This is a genomic window from Bradyrhizobium sp. 2TAF24 (genome assembly GCF_052115025.1).
In the GTDB taxonomy this organism is placed as follows: domain Bacteria; phylum Pseudomonadota; class Alphaproteobacteria; order Rhizobiales; family Xanthobacteraceae; genus Bradyrhizobium_A.
This window is the reverse complement of record NZ_JBFRFW010000020.1, coordinates 97,093-115,782: the sequence shown is the minus strand read 5'-3', so window position 1 is coordinate 115,782 and position 18,690 is coordinate 97,093. Positions and strand designations below refer to the sequence as shown.

17 protein-coding genes are annotated in these 18,690 nt (G+C 67.6%); 10 read left to right on the top strand and 7 right to left on the bottom strand.

Annotation, left to right across the window (positions count from 1 at the left end; translation table 11 throughout):
• Window positions 1-31: 31 nt before the first annotated feature.
• From AB4Z37_RS27030 to AB4Z37_RS27015, 4 genes are all read right to left on the bottom strand, one after another.
• Window positions 32-2,707: a DUF2339 domain-containing protein gene (locus tag AB4Z37_RS27030; RefSeq protein WP_441519799.1), complete on the bottom strand. Its 2,676-nt coding sequence runs from the start codon at window positions 2,705-2,707 to the stop codon at window positions 32-34.
• 59 nt (window positions 2,708-2,766) lie between these two features.
• Entirely contained in the window at window positions 2,767-3,750 is a 984-nt protein-coding gene (locus tag AB4Z37_RS27025; protein ID WP_441519798.1) for an NUDIX hydrolase, read from the bottom strand.
• Window positions 3,751-3,903: 153 nt separating this feature from the next.
• Window positions 3,904-4,251 (bottom strand): YunG family protein, encoded by a 348-nt coding sequence (locus AB4Z37_RS27020; protein WP_441519797.1) that lies wholly within the window; start codon window positions 4,249-4,251, stop codon window positions 3,904-3,906.
• A 97-nt stretch (window positions 4,252-4,348) separates the two neighbouring features.
• On the bottom strand, window positions 4,349-5,041 hold the full coding sequence (locus AB4Z37_RS27015; protein ID WP_441519796.1) for a GntR family transcriptional regulator: 693 nt from the start codon (window positions 5,039-5,041) through the stop codon (window positions 4,349-4,351).
• Window positions 5,042-5,224: 183 nt separating this feature from the next.
• Between AB4Z37_RS27015 and AB4Z37_RS27010 the strand changes: the two genes are divergently transcribed.
• The 6 genes from AB4Z37_RS27010 to AB4Z37_RS26985 all read left to right on the top strand — a co-directional run bounded on the left by AB4Z37_RS27010 (window position 5,225) and on the right by AB4Z37_RS26985 (window position 10,966).
• Window positions 5,225-5,998 (top strand): ABC transporter ATP-binding protein, encoded by a 774-nt coding sequence (locus AB4Z37_RS27010; protein WP_441519795.1) that lies wholly within the window; start codon window positions 5,225-5,227, stop codon window positions 5,996-5,998.
• Complete coding sequence (locus AB4Z37_RS27005; protein ID WP_441519794.1) at window positions 5,991-6,701, top strand: ABC transporter ATP-binding protein; 711 nt, start codon at window positions 5,991-5,993, stop codon at window positions 6,699-6,701. Before AB4Z37_RS27010 ends, AB4Z37_RS27005 begins: the two co-directional genes overlap by 8 nt.
• 29 nt (window positions 6,702-6,730) lie before the next feature.
• Window positions 6,731-7,954 (top strand): ABC transporter substrate-binding protein, encoded by a 1,224-nt coding sequence (locus AB4Z37_RS27000; RefSeq protein WP_441519793.1) that lies wholly within the window; start codon window positions 6,731-6,733, stop codon window positions 7,952-7,954.
• Window positions 7,955-8,058: 104 nt separating this feature from the next.
• The gene (locus AB4Z37_RS26995) at window positions 8,059-8,955 is read left to right on the top strand and encodes a branched-chain amino acid ABC transporter permease (protein ID WP_441519792.1); all 897 of its coding nucleotides are present in this window, start codon (window positions 8,059-8,061) and stop codon (window positions 8,953-8,955) included.
• An 8-nt stretch (window positions 8,956-8,963) separates the two neighbouring features.
• Complete coding sequence (locus tag AB4Z37_RS26990) at window positions 8,964-9,950, top strand: branched-chain amino acid ABC transporter permease (RefSeq protein ID WP_441519791.1); 987 nt, start codon at window positions 8,964-8,966, stop codon at window positions 9,948-9,950.
• 119 nt (window positions 9,951-10,069) lie between these two features.
• On the top strand, window positions 10,070-10,966 hold the full coding sequence (locus AB4Z37_RS26985) for a dihydrodipicolinate synthase family protein (protein WP_441519790.1): 897 nt from the start codon (window positions 10,070-10,072) through the stop codon (window positions 10,964-10,966).
• Window positions 10,967-11,087: 121 nt separating this feature from the next.
• Here the strand turns inward: AB4Z37_RS26985 and AB4Z37_RS26980 are convergent, their stop codons facing one another.
• The 3 genes from AB4Z37_RS26980 to AB4Z37_RS26970 form a co-directional block, all read right to left on the bottom strand.
• Entirely contained in the window at window positions 11,088-11,594 is a 507-nt protein-coding gene (locus tag AB4Z37_RS26980) for a tyrosine phosphatase family protein (protein ID WP_441519809.1), read from the bottom strand.
• 223 nt (window positions 11,595-11,817) lie between these two features.
• Window positions 11,818-12,435: a YfbR-like 5'-deoxynucleotidase gene (locus AB4Z37_RS26975; RefSeq protein ID WP_441519789.1), complete on the bottom strand. Its 618-nt coding sequence runs from the start codon at window positions 12,433-12,435 to the stop codon at window positions 11,818-11,820.
• A gap of 80 nt (window positions 12,436-12,515) precedes the next feature.
• Complete coding sequence (locus AB4Z37_RS26970) at window positions 12,516-13,166, bottom strand: glutathione S-transferase family protein (RefSeq protein ID WP_441519788.1); 651 nt, start codon at window positions 13,164-13,166, stop codon at window positions 12,516-12,518.
• 114 nt (window positions 13,167-13,280) lie between these two features.
• Between AB4Z37_RS26970 and AB4Z37_RS26965 the strand changes: the two genes are divergently transcribed.
• From AB4Z37_RS26965 to AB4Z37_RS26950, 4 genes are all read left to right on the top strand, one after another.
• Window positions 13,281-13,793, top strand: a complete 513-nt coding sequence (locus AB4Z37_RS26965; RefSeq protein WP_441519787.1) for a winged helix-turn-helix transcriptional regulator — start codon at window positions 13,281-13,283, stop codon at window positions 13,791-13,793.
• Window positions 13,794-13,993: 200 nt separating this feature from the next.
• Entirely contained in the window at window positions 13,994-15,469 is a 1,476-nt protein-coding gene (locus tag AB4Z37_RS26960) for an MFS transporter (protein WP_441519786.1), read from the top strand.
• 2 nt (window positions 15,470-15,471) lie between these two features.
• The gene (locus AB4Z37_RS26955; protein WP_441519785.1) at window positions 15,472-16,995 is read left to right on the top strand and encodes an FGGY family carbohydrate kinase; all 1,524 of its coding nucleotides are present in this window, start codon (window positions 15,472-15,474) and stop codon (window positions 16,993-16,995) included.
• Window positions 16,996-17,058: 63 nt separating this feature from the next.
• Window positions 17,059-18,690 (top strand): FAD-dependent oxidoreductase, encoded by a 1,632-nt coding sequence (locus AB4Z37_RS26950; RefSeq protein WP_441519784.1) that lies wholly within the window; start codon window positions 17,059-17,061, stop codon window positions 18,688-18,690.

The following is an 18,690-nucleotide window of genomic DNA, read 5'->3' as shown; positions in this document are numbered from 1 at the left end:
CATCAGAGCGGCGACGGATGGCGCAGGCAGCTCAAGCCGGCTCGCTGGGGGCACGCTGGCGCAGCAGGATCCGCTGATAGAGCCAGCCGATCGCCACCAGCACGAGGCCAAGGCCGATGAAGGACAGGGCGCGGTAGACGCCGGTCAGCACCGACATGTCGATGACGAACACCTTCAGCACGGTCAGGCCGATGATGACGGCGGAGGCGAGGCGGGCTCGCTGTGAGGTGAGCAGGAAGCCGGCGGCGAGCAGCGCCACGCCGAACAGCAGCCACACCACCGAATAGGCATATTGCTCCGAATCCGTGGTCGTCCCGGTCAGCACCGGGCCGTGGTAGAAGCGCCGGACCTCGAGGCTGACGAACGCGAGCGCCAGCACCAGCGCGGCGGCGGCGATGGTGTGGGCGTAGGCCGCGGGCCGTCGTGGCGGCATGACGGTGCGGGAGAGGGCCAGCGCCAGCACGGCCGGCAGCGCGTAACCGAGCGTGAGCAGGCCGATGACCGCACCACCGACTTCGGCGCCGGTGAGGGGCGGCCACTCCGAGGTCAGCAGGCCGAAGGCGACGCCGCCGCCGGCGATGGCGGTCAGCACGATCGCGCCGGCATTATGCACGATGCTGCCGCTGTGTAGCCGCAGCCGCTCGAGGCCGATCGCCATGGCGAGAGCGACGCAGACCTGCAGCGCCACCTCGGTCAGATCGGCGCTCGCCGCATAGACATCGCCCTGGTTGACCGCATGGCGGATCTCCATGAAGGCGAGCAGAACCGTGAACAGGATCGCGGCGGTCTCCACCATCCGCAGCGGGATATCGTCACCGCGCCGGCGCAGCACATAGGCGGCGGTCCAGAACGACAGTGCCGGCACGCCATAGCCCCACAGCAGCCAGTTGAAGATCGGCGTCGCGCCGACCGCATCGCCGGCGATCCGCGGCTCGTAGCCGATGCGCAATGTGACGACGGCGGCGAGAATGGCCGCCAGCCAGCGCAGGAACGGGATCGGCCGTTGCAGCGAGATCCAGGCGGTGCCGGCGCACATCAGCGCCAGCGCGATGGTCAGCCACCCCTTCTCCAGCGCGAAGGTGAGCGCCAGCGCGAGCGCACCCAGTGTCGCGGCGGCGAACAATGCGATGGCGATCGCAAGGCCCGGGCGGTGCTCGCGCTTGCTCAACAGCTCGGTCGCCGCCGCGAATGCCGCGGCGAGGACCACCGCGCCAATTGCGAACGGGATCGAGCGGTCGAAGACGGCGATCCGGGCGTACAGCGTGATCAGAAGCGCCAGCGGTGTGAACGTCGCCGCGGCCGCCCAGATCACCGGGACGATCGCGCTGACCGAGCGGCCCTGCGCGGCGAAGCCGGTCAGGCCGAAGCCGGCCGCGATCACCGCGGCGGCGGTGAGATGGGTCGTGATGGAGGCGTCATACGGTCGCGGCGCCACGCCCGGCATGGCGCCGCCGGGCAGCGTCAGCTCGCCGATATCGATGCGGACCGTCCACGCCAGGAACACGATGGCGGTAAGCACGGCGGCGGCGCCGACCGCGGCGACCGCAGCCTCCGCGCGCCAGGCCACCGCGAGGGTGGCGGCGACCAGCGCGGTGAACACGATCAGGGTGGCGGGTGCATGGCCGGCGGCGAGCACGATCAAGGTGGCGCCGAGCAGGTAGGCGGCGAGCGCGCCGGACGATACCGGCTCGATGCTGCCTTCGTCCATGGCCGGGCCGAACAGGAAGCCGCAGACCACGAGGACGGCGGCGAGGATGAAGCCGGCAATGACATGGAATGCGTGAGGCCCGATCATCGCCGGGCCGCATTGCAGGCAGGGCGCAAGCCAGAGCAGCGCGAACACGATGGTGGTGACCGCAAGCCAGCGCCACAGCCGCAGCCGTGCCAGCGCGAAGGCCGCTGCTGTCACCACCGCAAGATAGATATAGAGCGCCCAGTAGTCTGGCGTTCCCGACGACACCAGGACCGGGGTGACGAAGGCGGCGGCGAGGCCGAGGCCGCCGAGCGCAGGTCCGTGCAGCAGCGCGGCGGCGAGCGTGCCGAGAGCAACGGCGCCGAGCAGCAGGAAGGCGGCGGCGGGCGCGAGGAAGTCGTAGAGCGCGTAGGCAACATAGACGGTGGCGAAGGCCACCACGGTGCCGGCGGCGGTGAGGATCGCCGGGATGTTGGCGATCGGCAGCACCGGCAGTTGCGCGACGCTGTCCTTGCGCCGGGCGAACTCACCGGTGAGGAGCAGCGCTACGGCGAACAGGCCGCCGAGCAGCACCCGCACCGCCGGGCCGATCAGGCCCTGCTCGATGGAGTAGCGCACCAGGAAAATGCCGCCGAGCGCGAGTGTCAGGCCGCCGAGCCAGACCGTCCAGCGCGTGCCCAGCCGCTCCTCGAGGCCGGGCCGTGCCGATGGCACGGTTGGCGGCGTGTCGATCGCAGGCGGCGCGGCCATGTCCTCCACTGGCGGTGGCGGTGGGGACGGGCTCGGTGTCGCCCGCGGGATGTCGAGAACGGGAAGCGTCGGCGCGACCGTCACCTGCGGTTCGTGCGCGGGCGTCGCCTCCGGCACAGCCGCGCTTGACGCGGGTGTGGCCAGTACGGCCTTGAGCGTGGCTTCGAGCGCCACGATACGGGCCGCCAGCGCGTCGCTGCGGCTCAATGCCTTGCGTGCGAAGATCACGGCCACGATGGCGATGATCAGGGCAAGAAATTCCATCGGACCTCCAGACCAGCCGGCCCGCCGCCACCATGGGTGGGCGCCGGCAGCGACAAAGTTCAGCGCCGGCCGCGCACGCGCAGGCCCGGCGCCGGCCGTTCCTGCAGCACCTCGCGACGAAAGCGAAACAGCGCGGCGGGGCGGCCGCCGGTGCGCAGCGACATCTCGCCGGTGGGCTCGACAAGGGCGCCGGCTTCGACCAGGCGGCGAAAGTTCTGCTTGTGCAGATGCCGTCCCGAGATCGCTTCCACGGTATGCTGCAATTCCGTGAGTGTGAATTCGGGCGACAACAGTTCAAACACCACGGGACGATATTTCAGTTTGGCGCGCAGCCGCGCGATCGCGGTGGCAAGGATGCGGCGGTGGTCGAAACGCATCGCCGCGCCGAGCGGCGGCAGCGCGGCGCGTGCCAGCGCCGCAGGCCGGCCGTCGCGGCGCGCCTCCTCCACGAGGCCGGCTTCGTACAGCAGCTCGTAACGGTCGAGCACGCGCTCTTCGTCCCACTGGGCGCCGTCGGCGCCAAAATACAGCCGCACGCGATCGGCGCGCGGCAGCGCACGGCTGGCGTTCGGCGCTTCGGGTTCGGCCGCCCACGCGGTCAGCGCCGGCAGGATCTGCTTCTCGATCAGCTCGGGACGTGCGGTGCGCCAGTCCTCCCAGGGGAAGTAGCGGTACCACGGCTCGAAGGTCGCCCCGGCGACATGCGGCTGGGAGGCGGCGTCGGTGAGCCGCGTCAGGGCGAGATAGCCGACCGAGACGATGTGAGCGTCGGTGTCGCCGGGGCGCGCATGGCGGCCCTGGTCGCCGAAAGTGTAGAGCTGCTCGACATAGCCAAGATGCAGGCCGGACTGCTCCTCCACCCAGGCGCGCAGCCCCATTTCGAAGGTGCGGTGCGCGACCGCGTCGAACGGGCCGAACGGCAGACCGCGCAACCTGTCGCCGTCGCCGCCCGGCGCGGTCAGCACCAGCGGCTCGTTGGCCTCGATCGCCACGATCGCGGCGGTGAGACCGATTTCGATGGGCCTGAGCAGCTTGTCGGACATCGGGTGCGCGTCGGTCGGGCTCGGATGGCAGAGGGAATCGCTGGAGCGGTCGGCGTGTCGCGCGAGTGTAGGTCAAACCGCCGGGAGCGTCATCCAACGGCCGGGATAACTCCGGCCATGTCGGCGGAGGAATGGTCTTGCGGGCGCAAGGCGTCAGGTGCCTGCCACGACCCGAGCGCGCAGCTGCCGGTATTGCTCCGCTGTGCAATCTTCCAGCGCTTCTTTCCGGCTGCTCGGCAGGTCGTCATAGCCGATCGGGCTCTCGAACTGCTCGGCGGTGAAGTCGATCCGCCGGCCGGCGATGTGGTTGTAGAAGTGCCAGGCGCCGTTCACGTCGGTTTTGAGAATCTCGCCGCCGAGCAGGTCGTGCGCCACGAGCGCGGTCACCGAGCACTGGCCATCGGCCGGGCGATCCGGCCGCCAGTGGCGGCCGGTCTCGCCGCTCCAGATCTGCTTGAGCCGTTGGTAGAGGGCGCGCAGATGGAGCTCGCCGGCCGTCATCACTCTCTGCTCCCCGCTGACGGCGTGAATCGTCCACGTTGAGCTTAGCATCTCCGGTGCGGCGACGCGTGCCGAAGGATACAGGGAGGGGGCCGCCTCACCCCCCTGCCGCTGAGCGGCGGTAAATCTCGATCAGCGACTGGGCGGCGTTCTCGATGTGACGGCGCAGCAGGTCGGCGGCCTTGTCGAAGTCACGCGCGGCGCACAGCTCGAGAATCTCACTGTGCTCCATGTCCGCCCGCGCCACGTCGCCGCTGACGGAGAGCTGCAGGCGGGTCGGGCGATCGCAGTCCTGCAGCAGGGAGGATACGATGGCGTAGGTCCGCGGCCGTCCCGAATGCTTCAGCAGCGCGAGATGAAAGCGGCGGTTGAGCTCGCCCCATTCGGTGACGCGGCCATGGTCCAGCGCCACGCTGTACTCGTCCTTGAGGCTGCGCAGCTCCTGATAATCCTGAGCGCTGAACTTGCGCGCCGACAGCAGCAGCAGTTGCGGCTCCAGCGACGCCCGCAACTGGAAGACATCCGCGATCTCGTCGACCGACAGGCTGGAGACGATGGCGCCGCGATGCGGCATGATCTTCACGAGGCCGCTGGCTTCGAGCTGCAGCAGCGCCTCCCGCACCGGGATGCGGCTGACGGCGAACTCCTCGGCGAGCGCGTCCTGGCGCAGCTGCGCGCCCGGCAGCAGCGCGCCGCTCAAAATCCGCTCCCGCAGGGCGTCGGTTACCGCTCCGGCCACCGTCTTGTGCGAGATCGCCCGTCGGGGCTGCGACGTCGTGTCGTCGGTCAAAATTTGAGCTTCCTCTTCTGCACAGTGTGGATATTTTATACAAAAATGAGGCGAGTGCCAAGTCGTGGCCTCACCCCGATTTGAAAAATTCCCTTATTTTTAAAAGAGATGATCCGATTTTCCAGGGTGCTCAGTTAGGCCTGCGACCTTGTTTGACAAGTTTGGATATTTTATACAATCTACATGAAACGGGGGAAATATGCTGTGTCCGACTACGCGTTGGAAACATCTGGCCTGACCAAGTCGTTCGGCGGCTTCATCGCGGTCAACAATGTGGATCTCAGGGTCCGCCGCCACACCATTCATGCGTTGATCGGCCCGAACGGCGCCGGCAAGACCACATGCTTCAACCTGCTCACCAAGTTTCACCTGCCGACGGGCGGTCGCATCGTCTATGAGGGCGAGGACATCACGCGCGAGGCGGCGGCCGCGACCGCGCGGCGCGGGCTCGTGCGCTCGTTCCAGATCTCGGCGACGTTTCCGCATTTCACCGCGCTGGAGAATGTGCGGATCGGCCTGCAGCGCCGGCTCGGCACCTATTTTCAGTTCTGGACCTCGGCACGGACGCTCGCGGCGCTCGACCACGAAGCGCTGCAGCTGCTCGACGAGGTCGGGCTCGCGGATGCCGCCCACAGCTATGCCCGTGACCTGTCCTATGGCCGCAAGCGCACGCTGGAGATCGCCACCACGCTGGCGCTCGATCCGCCGTTCCTGCTGCTCGACGAGCCGACGCAGGGCATGGCGATCGACGACGTCGATCGCATCAAGCGCCTGATCAAGCGCATCGCCGCCGGCCGCACCATCCTGATGGTCGAGCACAACATGTCGGTCGTCGCCGACATCTGCGACACCATCACCGTGCTGCAGCGGGGAGAGATCCTCGCCGAGGGGTGTTATGCGGACGTGTCCGCGGACGCGGCGGTCCGTGCCGCCTATCTCGGAGGTGGCCATGCCTGAGGCGCCGATCGTTCTCGAGACCCGCGGCCTGCAGGCCTGGTATGGCGAATCCCATGTGCTGCATGGCGTCGACCTGCAGGTGCGGCAGGGCGAATGCGTCACCCTGATCGGCCGCAACGGCGCCGGGCGCACCACCACGCTGAAGGCCATTCTCGGCCTCACCGACCGGCGCAGCGGCTCGGTGCGGGTCAATGGCCGCGAAGTGATCAATCTGCCGCCGCACCGGGTCGCACGGCTCGGCCTCGGCTACTGCCCGGAGGAACGCGGCATCTACCGCACCCTGACCACGGCGGAAAACCTCACGCTGCTGCCCAAGCTTGGCGTGGAGGGGCTGCCGAGCGAAGAGGTGTTGCAGATGTTCCCTAACCTGCGCGAGCGCGCGCAGAGCTATGGCGGCCAGCTCTCCGGCGGTGAGCAGCAGATGCTGGCGATCGGCCGCATCCTCACCACCGGCGCGCGCATTCTGCTGCTCGACGAGATCACCGAGGGGCTTGCCCCGGTCATCGTCGAGGCGCTGCGCGACGCGGTGACGTCGTTGAAGCGGCGCGGTTTCACCATCGTGCTGGTCGAGCAGAACTTCCATTTCGCGCGCGATCTCGCCGATCGCCACTATGTCGTCGAGCACGGCCGGGTGGTGGCGGAGATCGCGGCCCGCGACGTGGCGGCGCAAGAAGACAAGGTCAGCAAGTTCCTGGGCGTCTAGGCCCCACCACCCATTACAGGAGTCGAGCGATGAAAAAGCGTTTGAAGTGCGTTGCCCTCAGCCTGTCCGTCGCGCTGCTCGCGGGGCCGGCGGCGCAGGCGGCCGACAAGATCAGCGACGGCGTGGTCAAGATCGGCATCCTCAATGATCTTTCCGGCATCTATTCGGATTTCACCGGCCGCGGCTCGGCGGTTGCGGCCCAGATCGCCATCGACGAGGTCGGTGGCAAGGTGCTCGGCGCCCCGGTCGAACTGGTCGCCGCTGACCATCAGAACAAGCCGGACATCGCCGCCAACCTCGCGCGCGAGTGGTTCGACCAGGGCAAGGTCGACATGATCGCCGACTTCCCGACCTCATCGACCGCGCTCGCGGTGATGGAGATCGCCAAGCAGAAGCAGCGCGTCACCATCCTGTCGGCGGGTGTCGCCATGGCCGCGATCAACGAAAAATGTTCGCCGCTCAGCGCGCAGTGGATGGTGAACACCTATGCGCTCGCCGCCGGCACCGCCAAGGCGCTGCTGAAAGAGGGCCGCAAGAGCTGGTACTTCGTCACCGCGGACTATACCTTCGGCCATTCGCTGGAGAGCGACGCCGCCGCCATGGTGACCGCCGAGGGCGGCAAGGTGCTGGGGTCGTCGCGCCATCCATTCCCCGGCGGCGACTTCTCGTCCTTCATGCTGAAGGCGCAGGGCTCCGGCGCCGAGGTGATCGCGCTGGCGAATGCCGGCAGCGACACCGTCAACGCGGTCAAGCAGGCCGCCGAGTTCGGCATCGGCCGCAGCGACAAGCAGATCATCGCGCCGCTGCTTGCCTACATCACCGACGTCAAGAGCCTTGGCCTGCAGAAGGCGCAGGACATGTATCTGACGGAAGCCTTCTACTGGGATTTCGACGACCGGTCGCGCGCCTTCGCCCAGCGCTATTACGAGCGCATGAAGCGGATGCCGAGCGCGTCGCAGGCGGCGATCTATTCGGCGACGCTGAGCTACCTCAAGGCGATCGAGGCCGCCGGCACCGACGAGGCCAACGCGGTGATGGAGAAGCTGCGCAGCATGACCATCGACGACGCGGTAATCCGTAACGGACACCTGCGCGCCGACGGCGCCCTGGTCCACGATCTGCTGCTGCTGCAGGTCAAGAAGCCGGCCGAGTCCAAGGGCGACTGGGACTACTACAAGGTCAAGGCGGTGCTGAAGGGCGAGGATGTCTTCCCCAAGCCGTCCAGCACCTGCCCGCTCAACGCCAAGGGCTGAGTGAACGGGCTGAGTGAACGCGGCTGCGCCCCCGGTTGAACCGGGGGCGGGGCTGATCCTGCTCCGTCACCTTGCTCCCCTCACACCACGGGATTTCGTGAAACATGACCTCGCAGGCCTTCATGGCGCAGCTGACGATCGGACTGATCAGCGGCTGCTTCTACGCGATGCTGAGCATGGGGCTGGCGATCATCTTCGGCCTGCTCAACATCATCAACTTCGCCCACGGCGCCCAGTTCATGATGGCCGCGTTCCTGACCTGGATCGGCCTCACGCAGCTCGGCCCGTGGCTCGGCCGGCCCGATCTCCAGGTCGGTTTCTGGTGGGCGCTGCTGCTGGCGCCGTTCCTGGTCGGGCTGGTCGGCATGGCGATCGAGCGCGTGTTTCTGCGCCGGCTCTACCACCTCGATCATCTCTACGGCCTCCTGCTCACCTTTGGCTTCGCGCTGGTGATGGAAGGCCTGTTCCGCTACGGCTTCGGCGTCTCCGGGCAGGGCTATGAGCCGCCGGAGCTGCTGCAGGGGCCGGTCGATCTCGGCTTCATGTTACTGCCGAAGTACCGCGTGTTCGTGGTGGTGGCCTCGCTGCTGGTGTGCTTCGGCACCTGGTACCTGTTCGAGCGCACCAAGCTCGGTGCCTATCTGCGCGCCGGCACCGAGAATCCGCGCCTGCTGCAGGGTTTTGGCGTCAACGTTCCGGTGCTGATCACGCTGACCTATGGCTTCGGTGTGGCGCTTGCGGGGCTCGCCGGCGTGCTGGCCGCGCCGATCATGCAGATCACGCCGCTGATGGGCGGCAACCTGCTCAACATCGTGTTCGCCGTCGTCGTCATCGGCGGCCTCGGCTCGATCTTCGGATCGATCCTCACCGGCCTCAGCCTCGGCCTGATCGAGGGGCTGACCAAGGTGATCTATCCCGAGGCTTCCACCGTCGTCGTGTTCATCATCATGGCCATCGCCCTGCTGGTTCGCCCCGCAGGCCTGCTCGGCCGCGAAGTGTGAGGCCGCGCATGGCTGTCAACCTCAAGGTGTTCTTCGTTCTGATCGCGGCCGCACTGCTGGTGCCGCTGGTGCCGGGGCTGATCTATCCGATCTTCGTCATGAAGTTGATGTGCTACGGGCTGTTTGCCTGCGCCTTCAACCTGCTGCTCGGCTTCACCGGCCTCGTATCGTTCGCCCATGCCGCGTTCCTCGGCAGTGCCGGCTATGTCACCGGCGCGCTGATGATCCGCTTCGGTGGCCATCCGCTCGGCATGGTCGCAGCCTTCATCGCCGGTGTCGCCGCGGCGGCGCTGGTCGGGCTCGCCATCGGCGGCCTCGCGGTGCGGCGGCGCGGCATCTACTTCTCGATGGTCACGCTGGCGCTGTCGCAGATTGTCTACTTCCTCGCGGTCCAGTTCCGCTGGACCGGCGGTGAGGATGGCTTGCAGGGCATTCCGCGCGGCACGCTGCTCGGGCTCGTCGACCTCTCCTCGGACACCGCGATGTACTACGTGACCACGGCGTTGTTCGCGGCCGGCTTCCTGCTGGTCTACCGCATCATCCATTCGCCGTTCGGCCAGGTGCTGCAGGCGGTGCGCGACAACGAGCCGCGCACCACCTCGCTCGGCTACGACACTGACCGCTTTCGCCTGCTCGCCTTCGTGCTGTCGGCAGCGATCGCCGGTTATGCCGGCGCCATGAAGGCGCTGGTGTTCCAGCTGGTGTCGCTCAACGACGTGTCGCTGCACACCTCGACCGAGGCGGTGCTGATGACGCTGCTCGGCGGCGTCGGCACCATCTTCGGCCCATTGCTCGGCGCGGCGCTGGTGGTCGGACTGAACAATTATCTCGCCACCATCGGTGATCTCGTTACCGTGGTGATCGGGTTGATCTTCATCCTGTGCGTATCGTTCTTCCGCCGTGGCGTCGTCGGTGAATGGCTGGAGTTTCGCCGTCGCGCGGCGCCGGTGCAGGGCGAGGCGCGGCCGGCCGATGCCATGACCAAACCCGCCTAGCGCATCCCTTTGCACGTTTTCGTCCGCCACGCCTGCTGCCGACGCGTGAGCGGAACCGATCGATCATCCCCAAAGTCGGCTCATTCCGTTCAACCTTTGACCCAACAGGAGAAGAGACCATGTGGAGCGGTGTCATTCCCGCCGTCACGACCAAGTTCACCGCCGACGGTGCGCTCGACCATAAGGAGATGGAGCGCTGCTTCGATCTGCAGATGAAGGCCGGTTGCGACGGCCTGATCGTCTGCGGCTCGCTCGGCGAGGGCCCGATGCTCAGCCATGACGAGCGCATCGCGGTGCTGAAGACCGCGCAGGCGGTGGCCGGCGGCAAGCCGGTGCTGCTCACGGTGTCGGAAGCAGGCAGCCGCGAAGCCTGCGCACTGGCGCGCAAGGCCGCGCAGGCTGGCGCTTCCGGCCTGATGGTGGTGCCGAGCCCGATCTACCACACCGATCCGCGCGAGACCGTATCGGCTCTGCGTGCGGTGGCCGCGGCTGGCGATCTGCCGGTGATGATCTATTCCAACCGCGTCGCCTATCGCGTCGACGTCACCCCGGAGATGATGGAGGAGCTCGCCAGCGACGCGCGCTTCGTCGCCATCAAGGAATCCTCCGACGACATCCGCCGCACCACCGAGATCATCAACCGCCTCGGCTCGCGCTATGCGGTGCTGACCGGGGTCGACAACCTGGCGCTGGAAGCGCTCGCTGTCGGCGCGGTCGGCTGGGTGGCGGGGCTCGTCTGCGCCTTCCCGGCGGAGACGGTCGCAGTCTACCGCCTGATGAAGGCCGGCCGGATCCAGGAGGCGCTGGCGGTCTATCGCTGGTTCCGCCCACTGCTCGACCTCGACGTCTCGACCTACCTCGTCCAGAACATCAAGCTCGCGGAAGCGATCGCCATCGGCTCGACCGAGCATGTTCGCGCGCCGCGCATGCCGCTCGCGGGCGAGCGCCGTATCCAGGTGGAGGCGATCATCCGTCAGGCACTGGCGAGCAAGCAGCCGCTGCCAGCCGCGGCATAAGCGTTGCCGATGCAAAAGTCCCGGCGCCGCGTGCGCCGGGGCATCCACGCCGTGCTGCGGCGTGGACGATGTGCGGCCTGTGATGCCTGGAATGCAGGTGTCGGCGCCGATGCTGGCGGGGTCAGTCGATCTCGACGCGGAACGGACGGCCTTCCACGCTCATGTTGCCGGGGCCCATGGTGTCGAGCGCGCGCAGCATGCGCCCGCGACGGCCGAGCGCTTGGTCGGCCAGCGTCACGATCAGGCGGTTGGGAAAGGCGCTCGGCGACGCGGCGCGGATCTGCCGGGCGATCGACTGCTCGTCACGCTCTGGGTTGAGCAGGCAGGCGGCGGCGAAGGCGCTGGCGGTCGAGCGGCTGATGCCGGCGTAGCAATGGATCACCATCGGAGCATCGCGGCGCCAGCCGCGCACGAAGTCCAGTACCTGGTCGACATGGCCGGCCGAAGGCGCGACGAAGCCGTCGACGGCCTCGGTGATGTCGTCCATCGACACTTTGAGGTGGTTCGCCTCCGGCACCGACGGCGGCCGCTCCGCCTTGTCGACATTGCCCATCACGGTGAGAACGTAGCGCGCCCCGGTTGCCGCCACGGTGGCGTGAAGGTCGGCGAGCGAGCAGACGTGAAGCATGGCCATCCCTGAATCTGACGCGCCCCTTATAAGCCCCACCTGCCGTGACGGGAAGCCGGAACCGGGGAGGTTTGCGCTACGGCCTGGCTTCACTTTCGTTGTCATTCCGGGGCGTCGCGCAGCGACGAACCCGGAATCCCGGCTGTTGGTCGTGCTGCGAGATCGAGCTTCCAGATCGCCGCGGAGCGGCGTCCGGAATGACGAGGTGTGAAGCGTTTCCGCCTCAATCCAGCAGGCTCTTGAACCGCGCCAGAAACTGCTTCTCCGCCTTGCTCGCCGGCCACGGCGTCATGTAGCCCGCCTCGGTCTCCGCCGGCAGGCCGGGGTCGCGGCCGAACAGGCGGCGGGATTCGGCCTGCGAGAAGCCGGCGAGATGGGTGGCCTCGAGATAGGCCGCGCCCATGTCGGCCTGCTTGATCTGGGCCTCGATCTCGGGCGCGAGCTCCGCGGGCAGGCCGAAGCGGATGTGGATCGCGGACAGCAGCCGCTTTTCGATCTGCTTGTAGGCGCCGCCGATGATCGCCTTGAACGGCGAGATCATGTCGCCGATGACATATTCCGGGGCGTCATGCAGCATCGCGGCGAGGCGGATGCGGTGGTCGATGCGCGGCGCACGCGCCCGCAGCACAGCCTCGACCAGCAGCGTGTGCTGCGCCACCGAGAAGATGTGCGCGCCGGAGGTCTGCCCGTTCCAGCGCGCGACGCGCGCCAGGCCATGGGCGATGTCCTCGATCTCGATGTCGAGCGGAGAGGGATCGATGAGGTTGAGCCGCCGGCCCGACAGCATGCGCTGCCAGGCCCGCGGCGTGTCGGAAGCAGTGGTGGTCCTGGGCGGCGCCATGGTGTCGCAGGTCGGTCCGAATCGCTGTGATGCGACGGTTATAGGACGGCCGGCCGCGGTCTGGCGACTGCGCCGCCTCGCTAATCCTGCGGCACGAGACGGAGATAGGGTTCCGCCTCCTGCCGCACGCGCGCATAGGACGGGCGCTGCGACAGCCGCTCGAAATAGCGCATGGTGTGCGGGTGGCTGTCGGCGAACGGGATGACCTGGTTGGCGTAGAACAGCGCCGGTGCTGCGGCGCAGTCGGCCATGGTGAAGGCATCGCCCGCCGCCCAGGTGCGCGTCGCCATCTCCGCCTCGACGATGTCGAGCGCGGTCTTGAGCCGCGCGCGGGCCGCCTCGACGCCGAGCGTGTCCTTCTGCGCGGCCGGGCGCATGCGGTTGGCGATGACGATCCCCATCTGGTCGTTGACGTAGAAATCGAAGAAGCGGTCGCGCATGCGCATCTGCCAGGCTGCGTCGGGGTCCGTCGGCACGAGCGGCGTCGGTCCTGGCCGGTGCAGCGCGAGATATTCGATGATGATGCTGGCCTCGCCGACGGTGACGCCGCGGCTCTCGTCGCGTAGCACTGGGAATTTGCCGATCGGCCATAGCGCCTTCACTTCGGCGCTCTGAACGGGATCGCCGATGTTGAGCACATTCGGTTCAAAGGGGATGTCGTTCTCGTAGAACGCGATCACCGCCTTCTGGCAGTAGGACGACAGCGGGTGGAAGTAGAGCTTTAACGCCATGGCAGCCTTCAAACTGATTGCAATTTGCAACTGGTTGCCTTGGTAGGGTAACCGGTGCGAGATTGCAAGCAGTTTATTCCGGGCGCCGGCGGCGGCGCCTCCGGGGAACGGACCATGAGCGACGCGAAACGGTCGGGCTGCCCGATCAACCTCACGCTGGAAGTGGTGGGCGACAAGTGGAGCCTGCTGATCATCCGCGACATCATCTTCGGCAACCGCCGGCATTTCCGCGAGCTGCTGACGCATTCGGAGGAGGGCATCTCATCCAACATTCTCGCCGACCGGCTGAAGACGCTGCTGGAGGCGGGCATCCTCACCCGCGCCGACGATCCCACGCACAAGCAGAAGGGTGTCTACAGCCTGACCGAGCAGGGCATCGAGCTGCTGCCCGTGATCGCGCAGATGGCGGCGTGGGGGGTGAAGTATCTTCCGGTCACCGAGGAACTCGGCATCCGCGCGCAACTGCTGCGCGACGGTGGTCCGAAGATGTGGGCCGAAATGATGGACGAGCTGCGCGAGACCCATCTCGGCATCAAGCGCAGGAAGAGCGGCCCGACCGTCGGCGAGCGGCTGCAGAAGGCGTATCTGGAGGTGGTGGCCCGCAGCAAGGATGCAGCGGCCAGATAGCGTCGATCGCGCACATGCGCGCCGCACCGCTGGATGAGCGCGATTTTGGAAGGATTTTCTCGGGGCGTTGACATACCCCGGCCTTTCTGCCTAGTGTGATCACACAGAAGCAAGATTGAAGACTATCTGTAAGATAGTCGCTTGCTGTGCCTTCATCGCAAAAGACCTTCTTACAGATGACATCTGGGGGAAGGTCGTCCATGCAAGGCTCCACATTCACTTCATCCAAGCCCATCCAGCTCCGCGGCATCGATGACGTCATTGCGTATATCGATGCGCAGACGGGGATCAGCGGTCGCGCCGGCATCGTCTGGTGGCTCGCGCTCGGCGGGCTGTTCCTCGATGCGTTCTCCAACTCCGCGCTGAGCGCCGGCCTCGGGCCGATGACGCGCGACCTGCATCTCACCGCCGCGCAGGTGGCGCTGCTGACGTCGTTCGCCTCGTGGGTCTCGATCGCGTTCAACCCGATCGGCGGCTGGATGGCCGACCGCTGGGGCCGCGTCACGCCGCTGGTGATCGCCAAGGTGCTGGCGATCGTCGGCGCGGCGCTGGTGATGTTCGCGGCGCATTTCGAAGTCATCCTCGCCGGTCGTTTCTTCGTCGGCGCCGCCTATGGCATCGACTTCGCGATCGCCATGGCCGTGCTGGCCGAGTTCACGCCGGTGCGCTTCAAGAGCCGCCTGAACACCTGGCAGGGCATGTGGTACACGGCGGTGTGCAGCAACCTGCTGCTGGCGCTGCTGTTCAACTCGTGGAATGTCGGTGACGTGATCTGGCGCTACTCGGTCGGCGCCACCGCCGTGTTCGCCGTCGTCATCCTGGTGCTGCAGTTCGCGCTGCTGGTGGAGAGCCCGGTGTGGCTCGCGCGCAAGGAGCGCATCGTCGAGGCTGCGCAGGCGATGAGCCGCATCTACGGCCGGCCGTTCGAGGCCGCGCCGAAGGCGGAGTGGATCCCGGTGATGAACCAGGCGCGCCGCGGCCTTGCCAACGTGCTCCTGATCTTCCGCGGCGTCTATCTGCCGCGCACCATCCTCGCTGCCACGGTGCAGATCGGCCAGTCGATCCAGTACTTCGCCATCGGCTGGTACCTGCCGCTGATCTCGGCCGCGATGTTTGGCAAGGATTTTGTGTTCGCCACCCTCGGCGCGCTGATGTTCAACGTGTTCGGCATCTTCGGCGGCTTCCTGTCGCCGACCATCGGTCGCGTGTTCGGCCTGCGCATCGCCTCTGCCGTGGGCTTTGCCGCGGTATTCGTGATGCTGCTGATTCTCGGCCTGTTCAGCGACAAGCTGCCGATCTGGCTTGCCGCCATCGTGCCGTCGCTGTTCATCCTGTTCCATTCCGGCGGCCCCGGCGCCAACGGCAAGAGCCTGTCGTCGCTGTCGTTCCGTGGCGAGCTGCGGGCCGGTGCCAACGGCGTGATCGGTGCGCTCGGCTCGACCGGCGCGGCGCTCGGTCTGCTGGTCTTCCCGCTGTTCAGGGAGTGGTATGGTCTGAACCACACCTTCCTGATCCTGTCGGCGGTGCCGCTGGTTGCCAGCATCATCTGCTTTGCGATCAAGTGGGACCCGACGCGCACGACCATCAACCCGGATACCGAGGTCGGCGCGCCGCAATTCGAGGGCGACAAGGTCGCCGCTTCCGCGACGCTGCAGCCTTCGGCCAGCAGGACCTGACCATGACGATATCGCGCGATGTGATCCTGGCCATCGACGAGGGAACGTCCGGCACCCGTGCCGCGACGGTCTCCGCCGACGGCGAGGTCACCTGCCTCGATTACATCGGCCTTCAGGTCGACACGCCGCGGCCCGGCGTCGTCGAGCAAGATGCCGATGCAATCCTGGCGAAGACGCTCCAGGCCTGCCACGCCACGATCGCGCAGGCGAACAAGGAGGGCCAGCGCATCGTCGCGCTGGCGCTCGCCACCCAGCGCGCCACCGCCGTGCTGTGGGACACCGCGACCGGGCGGGCCCTCGTGCCCGCCATGGTCTGGCAGGACACCCGCTACGCCGCCGAGCTCGACCGCCTCGCGCCCACTTGGGATGCGACGCTCGCCCGCGAGGTCGGCCGCGCCGGCGGCGTGCGTTCACCCTATCTGTGGGCGGCGCGCCATATCCAGGAGACGCCGGCGGTGGCGCAGGCGTTCCGCGACAAGCGCCTTGGCTTCGGCACCGTCGACACCTGGCTGTTGTGGCATCTGTCGCGCGAGCGCGTCTATGTCACGACATCCACCAATGCGGCGTCGGCCGGCGCCTATGTGCTGGCCGAGCACCGCTACCAGCGCGGTTGGCTCGATGCGCTCGGCTTTCCGCAGGACCTGCTGCCGGAGCTGCGCGCCGATGCCGGCGATTTCGGCCGCACCGATCCGGCGCTGCTCGGCATCGACGTGCCGATCCTCGCCAGCATGGGCGACCAGCACGCCGGCGCCATCGGCCTTGGCTGTCTCGATCGCGGCCAGGCGATGTGTATCCATGGCACCGGCAGCTTCGTCGACCTCGTGATCGGCGACGCCCTGCCGCCGAAGGCCGGGCTCTATGCCGGTACCACCACCATGGTGGCGCGCCGCGTCGGCAACGCCTCGCGGTTCGCGGTCGAGACCTTCGTCGCCACCACCGGCTCGGCGCTCGACTGGATCTGCGACAAGTTGCGCTGGTTCGAGAACGCCGCCGAGATCAGCCGCTTCGCGGCCGAAGCCAACAGCGCCAACGGCGTCATCTTCCTGCCGGCGCTCACCGGCTTGCGCGTGCCACAGATGCAGCCCAACGCCCGTGCCGCGCTGACCGGCATCTCGATGGCCTCGACACGCGCCGAGGTCGCCTATGCGATCCTCGAAGGCATCGCCCATTCGGTCGCGAGCTGCGTATCCGCCGACGAGGAGGTGTCGGAGGTCGGCGTCTCCCAGCTGATCGTCGGTGGTGGGCTCGCCTCGAGCGATCCGCTGCTGCAGATGCAGGCCGACCTGATCGGCGTGCCGATCCGCCGCAAGCCGAACACCGCGCGCGCCACGCTGCGCGGCATCGCCTTCCTCGCCGGCGCCACCGGCCTGTTCGGCACCGCGCTGCCGCGCGGCACCGCGGCGCACGCCGACGAGCGTGTATTCGAACCAACCATATCCGCCGACCAGCGGGCTGCGCGGCGTGCGTTGTGGCACGCCCGTGTCCGTTCGGAACTGGAGCATGCGGCGATGCCGCGCGCCGATTGAGTTGAGAGACCTGCGACGATGAGTTTCTTTCCTGCCCGAAAGCCCGCCCGTGACCGTGCTGCCATGACTACGACCGAGCCGCTGCGGTTCGTGCGCAGCGAGCAGCTCGACCGCCTCGCGGCCGAGCGCTTCGACATCCTGATCATCGGCGGCGGCGTCACCGGCGCCTATGCGGCACTCGACGCCAGCCTGCGCGGCTTCCGCGTCGCGCTGGTGGAGAAGGATGACTTCGCTTCGGGGACGTCGTCGAAGTCGTCCAAGATGGTGCATGGCGGCCTGCGTTACATCGAGCAGGGCAACCTCGACCTCGTCCGCCACTCGCTGCTCGAACGCCAGCGGCTGCGCCGCAATGCCGGTCATCTGGTGCAGCGTCTGCCGTTCTTGTTCCCGATCCTGAAAAAGGACGGCGTGTTCGACCAGCGCCTGGCGAAGGCGTTCGAGAGCCTGCTGTGGACCTACGATCTTGCCGGCGGCTGGCGCGAGGGCATCCTGCATCAGCGCCTCAGCAAGGCCGAGGTGCTGTCGCATTGCCCGACCTTCCGGGAGGACAATCTCGTCGGCGGCCTGATGTACTTCGACGCCCGCGTCGACGATGCGCGGCTGACGCTGACGCTGGCGCGCACCGCCGCCTTCCATGGCGCGGCGATCGCCAATCATACGAAGGCGGTGGAAATCACCCGCGACACTCACGGCAAAGTGGACGGTGCCGTCGTCCATGCCGACGGTCGGGAGATCGCCGTGCGGGCCGGGGCGGTGGTGATGGCCACCGGCGTGTGGCTGCGCGACTGGACCGGCATCCGCAAGGGCGAGGCGAAGACACTCGAGATTCGCCCGGCCAAGGGCGTCCATGTCGCCATCCCCTGGCTCAAGATCCGCAACGATTGCACCGTCACCATTCCGGTGCCCGGCCGCAGCCGTCGCGCCACCATCACCCGCTGGGGCAACGTCTCCTATCTCGGCACCACGGACGAAGACTATCGCGGCGACCTCGACGATGTGCTGTGCACCCGCGAAGAGCTCGACTTCCTGCTGGAGGGGGCACGTTCGGCGCTGAAGACGGACCTCACGCCCGACGACGTCGTCGGCAGCATCGCCGGCTGCCGCCCGCTGGTCGCGCCGCCCGGCGGCAAGACGCTGGAGATCAAGCGCAACCACAAGATCGACATCGCCGATGACGGCCTCATCACCATCGTCGGCGGCAAGCTCACGACCTCGCGCCACATGGCCGAGCAGACCATTGACGCCGCCCAGAAAGTGGTCGGCCGCTCGGCGCGCTGCCGGACCAAGAAGGCCTATCTGCTCGGCGCCGCCGGCTACGACGCCCAGGCGATCGTCGCCTCGGGCGGGCTGCAGGCCCATCTCGGCGAACGCTACGGTACCGAAGCGCGTTTCGTCAGCGACATCCTGCAGGGCGATCCGGCCCTGACGGCGCCGATCGTCGAGGGCCTCGCCTACAGCGAGGCCGAGGCGATCTACGCCGTTCGTCACGAGATGGCAGGCAGCGTCGACGACGTGCTGTCGCGCCGCACCCGCGCCCGCCTGATGGCGCGTGACGCCTCCGCGCGCGCGGCCGTGCGCGTCGGCGCCATCCTCAAGTCCGAACTCGGACTGTCCGACCAGATCGTCGCGCAACAGGTGAGCGACTATGTCGCCAGCGTCGCGCGGGAAAAATCCGTTCTCATGGGAGCCAACTGA

What these genes read in the sequence shown, in the direction of transcription:
- AB4Z37_RS26995 (WP_441519792.1), top strand. Translation starts at nt 8,059, where the DNA reads ATGACCTCGCAGGCCTTCATGGCGCAGCTGACGATCGGACTGATCAGC.
- AB4Z37_RS26965 (WP_441519787.1), top strand. Translation starts at nt 13,281, where the DNA reads ATGAGCGACGCGAAACGGTCGGGCTGCCCGATCAACCTCACGCTGGAA.
- AB4Z37_RS26985 (WP_441519790.1), top strand. Translation starts at nt 10,070, where the DNA reads ATGTGGAGCGGTGTCATTCCCGCCGTCACGACCAAGTTCACCGCCGAC.
- AB4Z37_RS26960 (WP_441519786.1), top strand. Translation starts at nt 13,994, where the DNA reads ATGCAAGGCTCCACATTCACTTCATCCAAGCCCATCCAGCTCCGCGGC.
- AB4Z37_RS26975 (WP_441519789.1), bottom strand. Translation starts at nt 12,435, where the DNA reads ATGGCGCCGCCCAGGACCACCACTGCTTCCGACACGCCGCGGGCCTGG.
- AB4Z37_RS27005 (WP_441519794.1), top strand. Translation starts at nt 5,991, where the DNA reads ATGCCTGAGGCGCCGATCGTTCTCGAGACCCGCGGCCTGCAGGCCTGG.
- AB4Z37_RS26950 (WP_441519784.1), top strand. Translation starts at nt 17,059, where the DNA reads ATGACTACGACCGAGCCGCTGCGGTTCGTGCGCAGCGAGCAGCTCGAC.
- AB4Z37_RS27025 (WP_441519798.1), bottom strand. Translation starts at nt 3,750, where the DNA reads ATGTCCGACAAGCTGCTCAGGCCCATCGAAATCGGTCTCACCGCCGCG.
- AB4Z37_RS27030 (WP_441519799.1), bottom strand. Translation starts at nt 2,707, where the DNA reads ATGGAATTTCTTGCCCTGATCATCGCCATCGTGGCCGTGATCTTCGCA.
- AB4Z37_RS27020 (WP_441519797.1), bottom strand. Translation starts at nt 4,251, where the DNA reads ATGACGGCCGGCGAGCTCCATCTGCGCGCCCTCTACCAACGGCTCAAG.
- AB4Z37_RS27010 (WP_441519795.1), top strand. Translation starts at nt 5,225, where the DNA reads ATGAAACGGGGGAAATATGCTGTGTCCGACTACGCGTTGGAAACATCT.
- AB4Z37_RS26990 (WP_441519791.1), top strand. Translation starts at nt 8,964, where the DNA reads ATGGCTGTCAACCTCAAGGTGTTCTTCGTTCTGATCGCGGCCGCACTG.
- AB4Z37_RS26980 (WP_441519809.1), bottom strand. Translation starts at nt 11,594, where the DNA reads ATGCTTCACGTCTGCTCGCTCGCCGACCTTCACGCCACCGTGGCGGCA.
- AB4Z37_RS26955 (WP_441519785.1), top strand. Translation starts at nt 15,472, where the DNA reads ATGACGATATCGCGCGATGTGATCCTGGCCATCGACGAGGGAACGTCC.
- AB4Z37_RS26970 (WP_441519788.1), bottom strand. Translation starts at nt 13,166, where the DNA reads ATGGCGTTAAAGCTCTACTTCCACCCGCTGTCGTCCTACTGCCAGAAG.
- AB4Z37_RS27000 (WP_441519793.1), top strand. Translation starts at nt 6,731, where the DNA reads ATGAAAAAGCGTTTGAAGTGCGTTGCCCTCAGCCTGTCCGTCGCGCTG.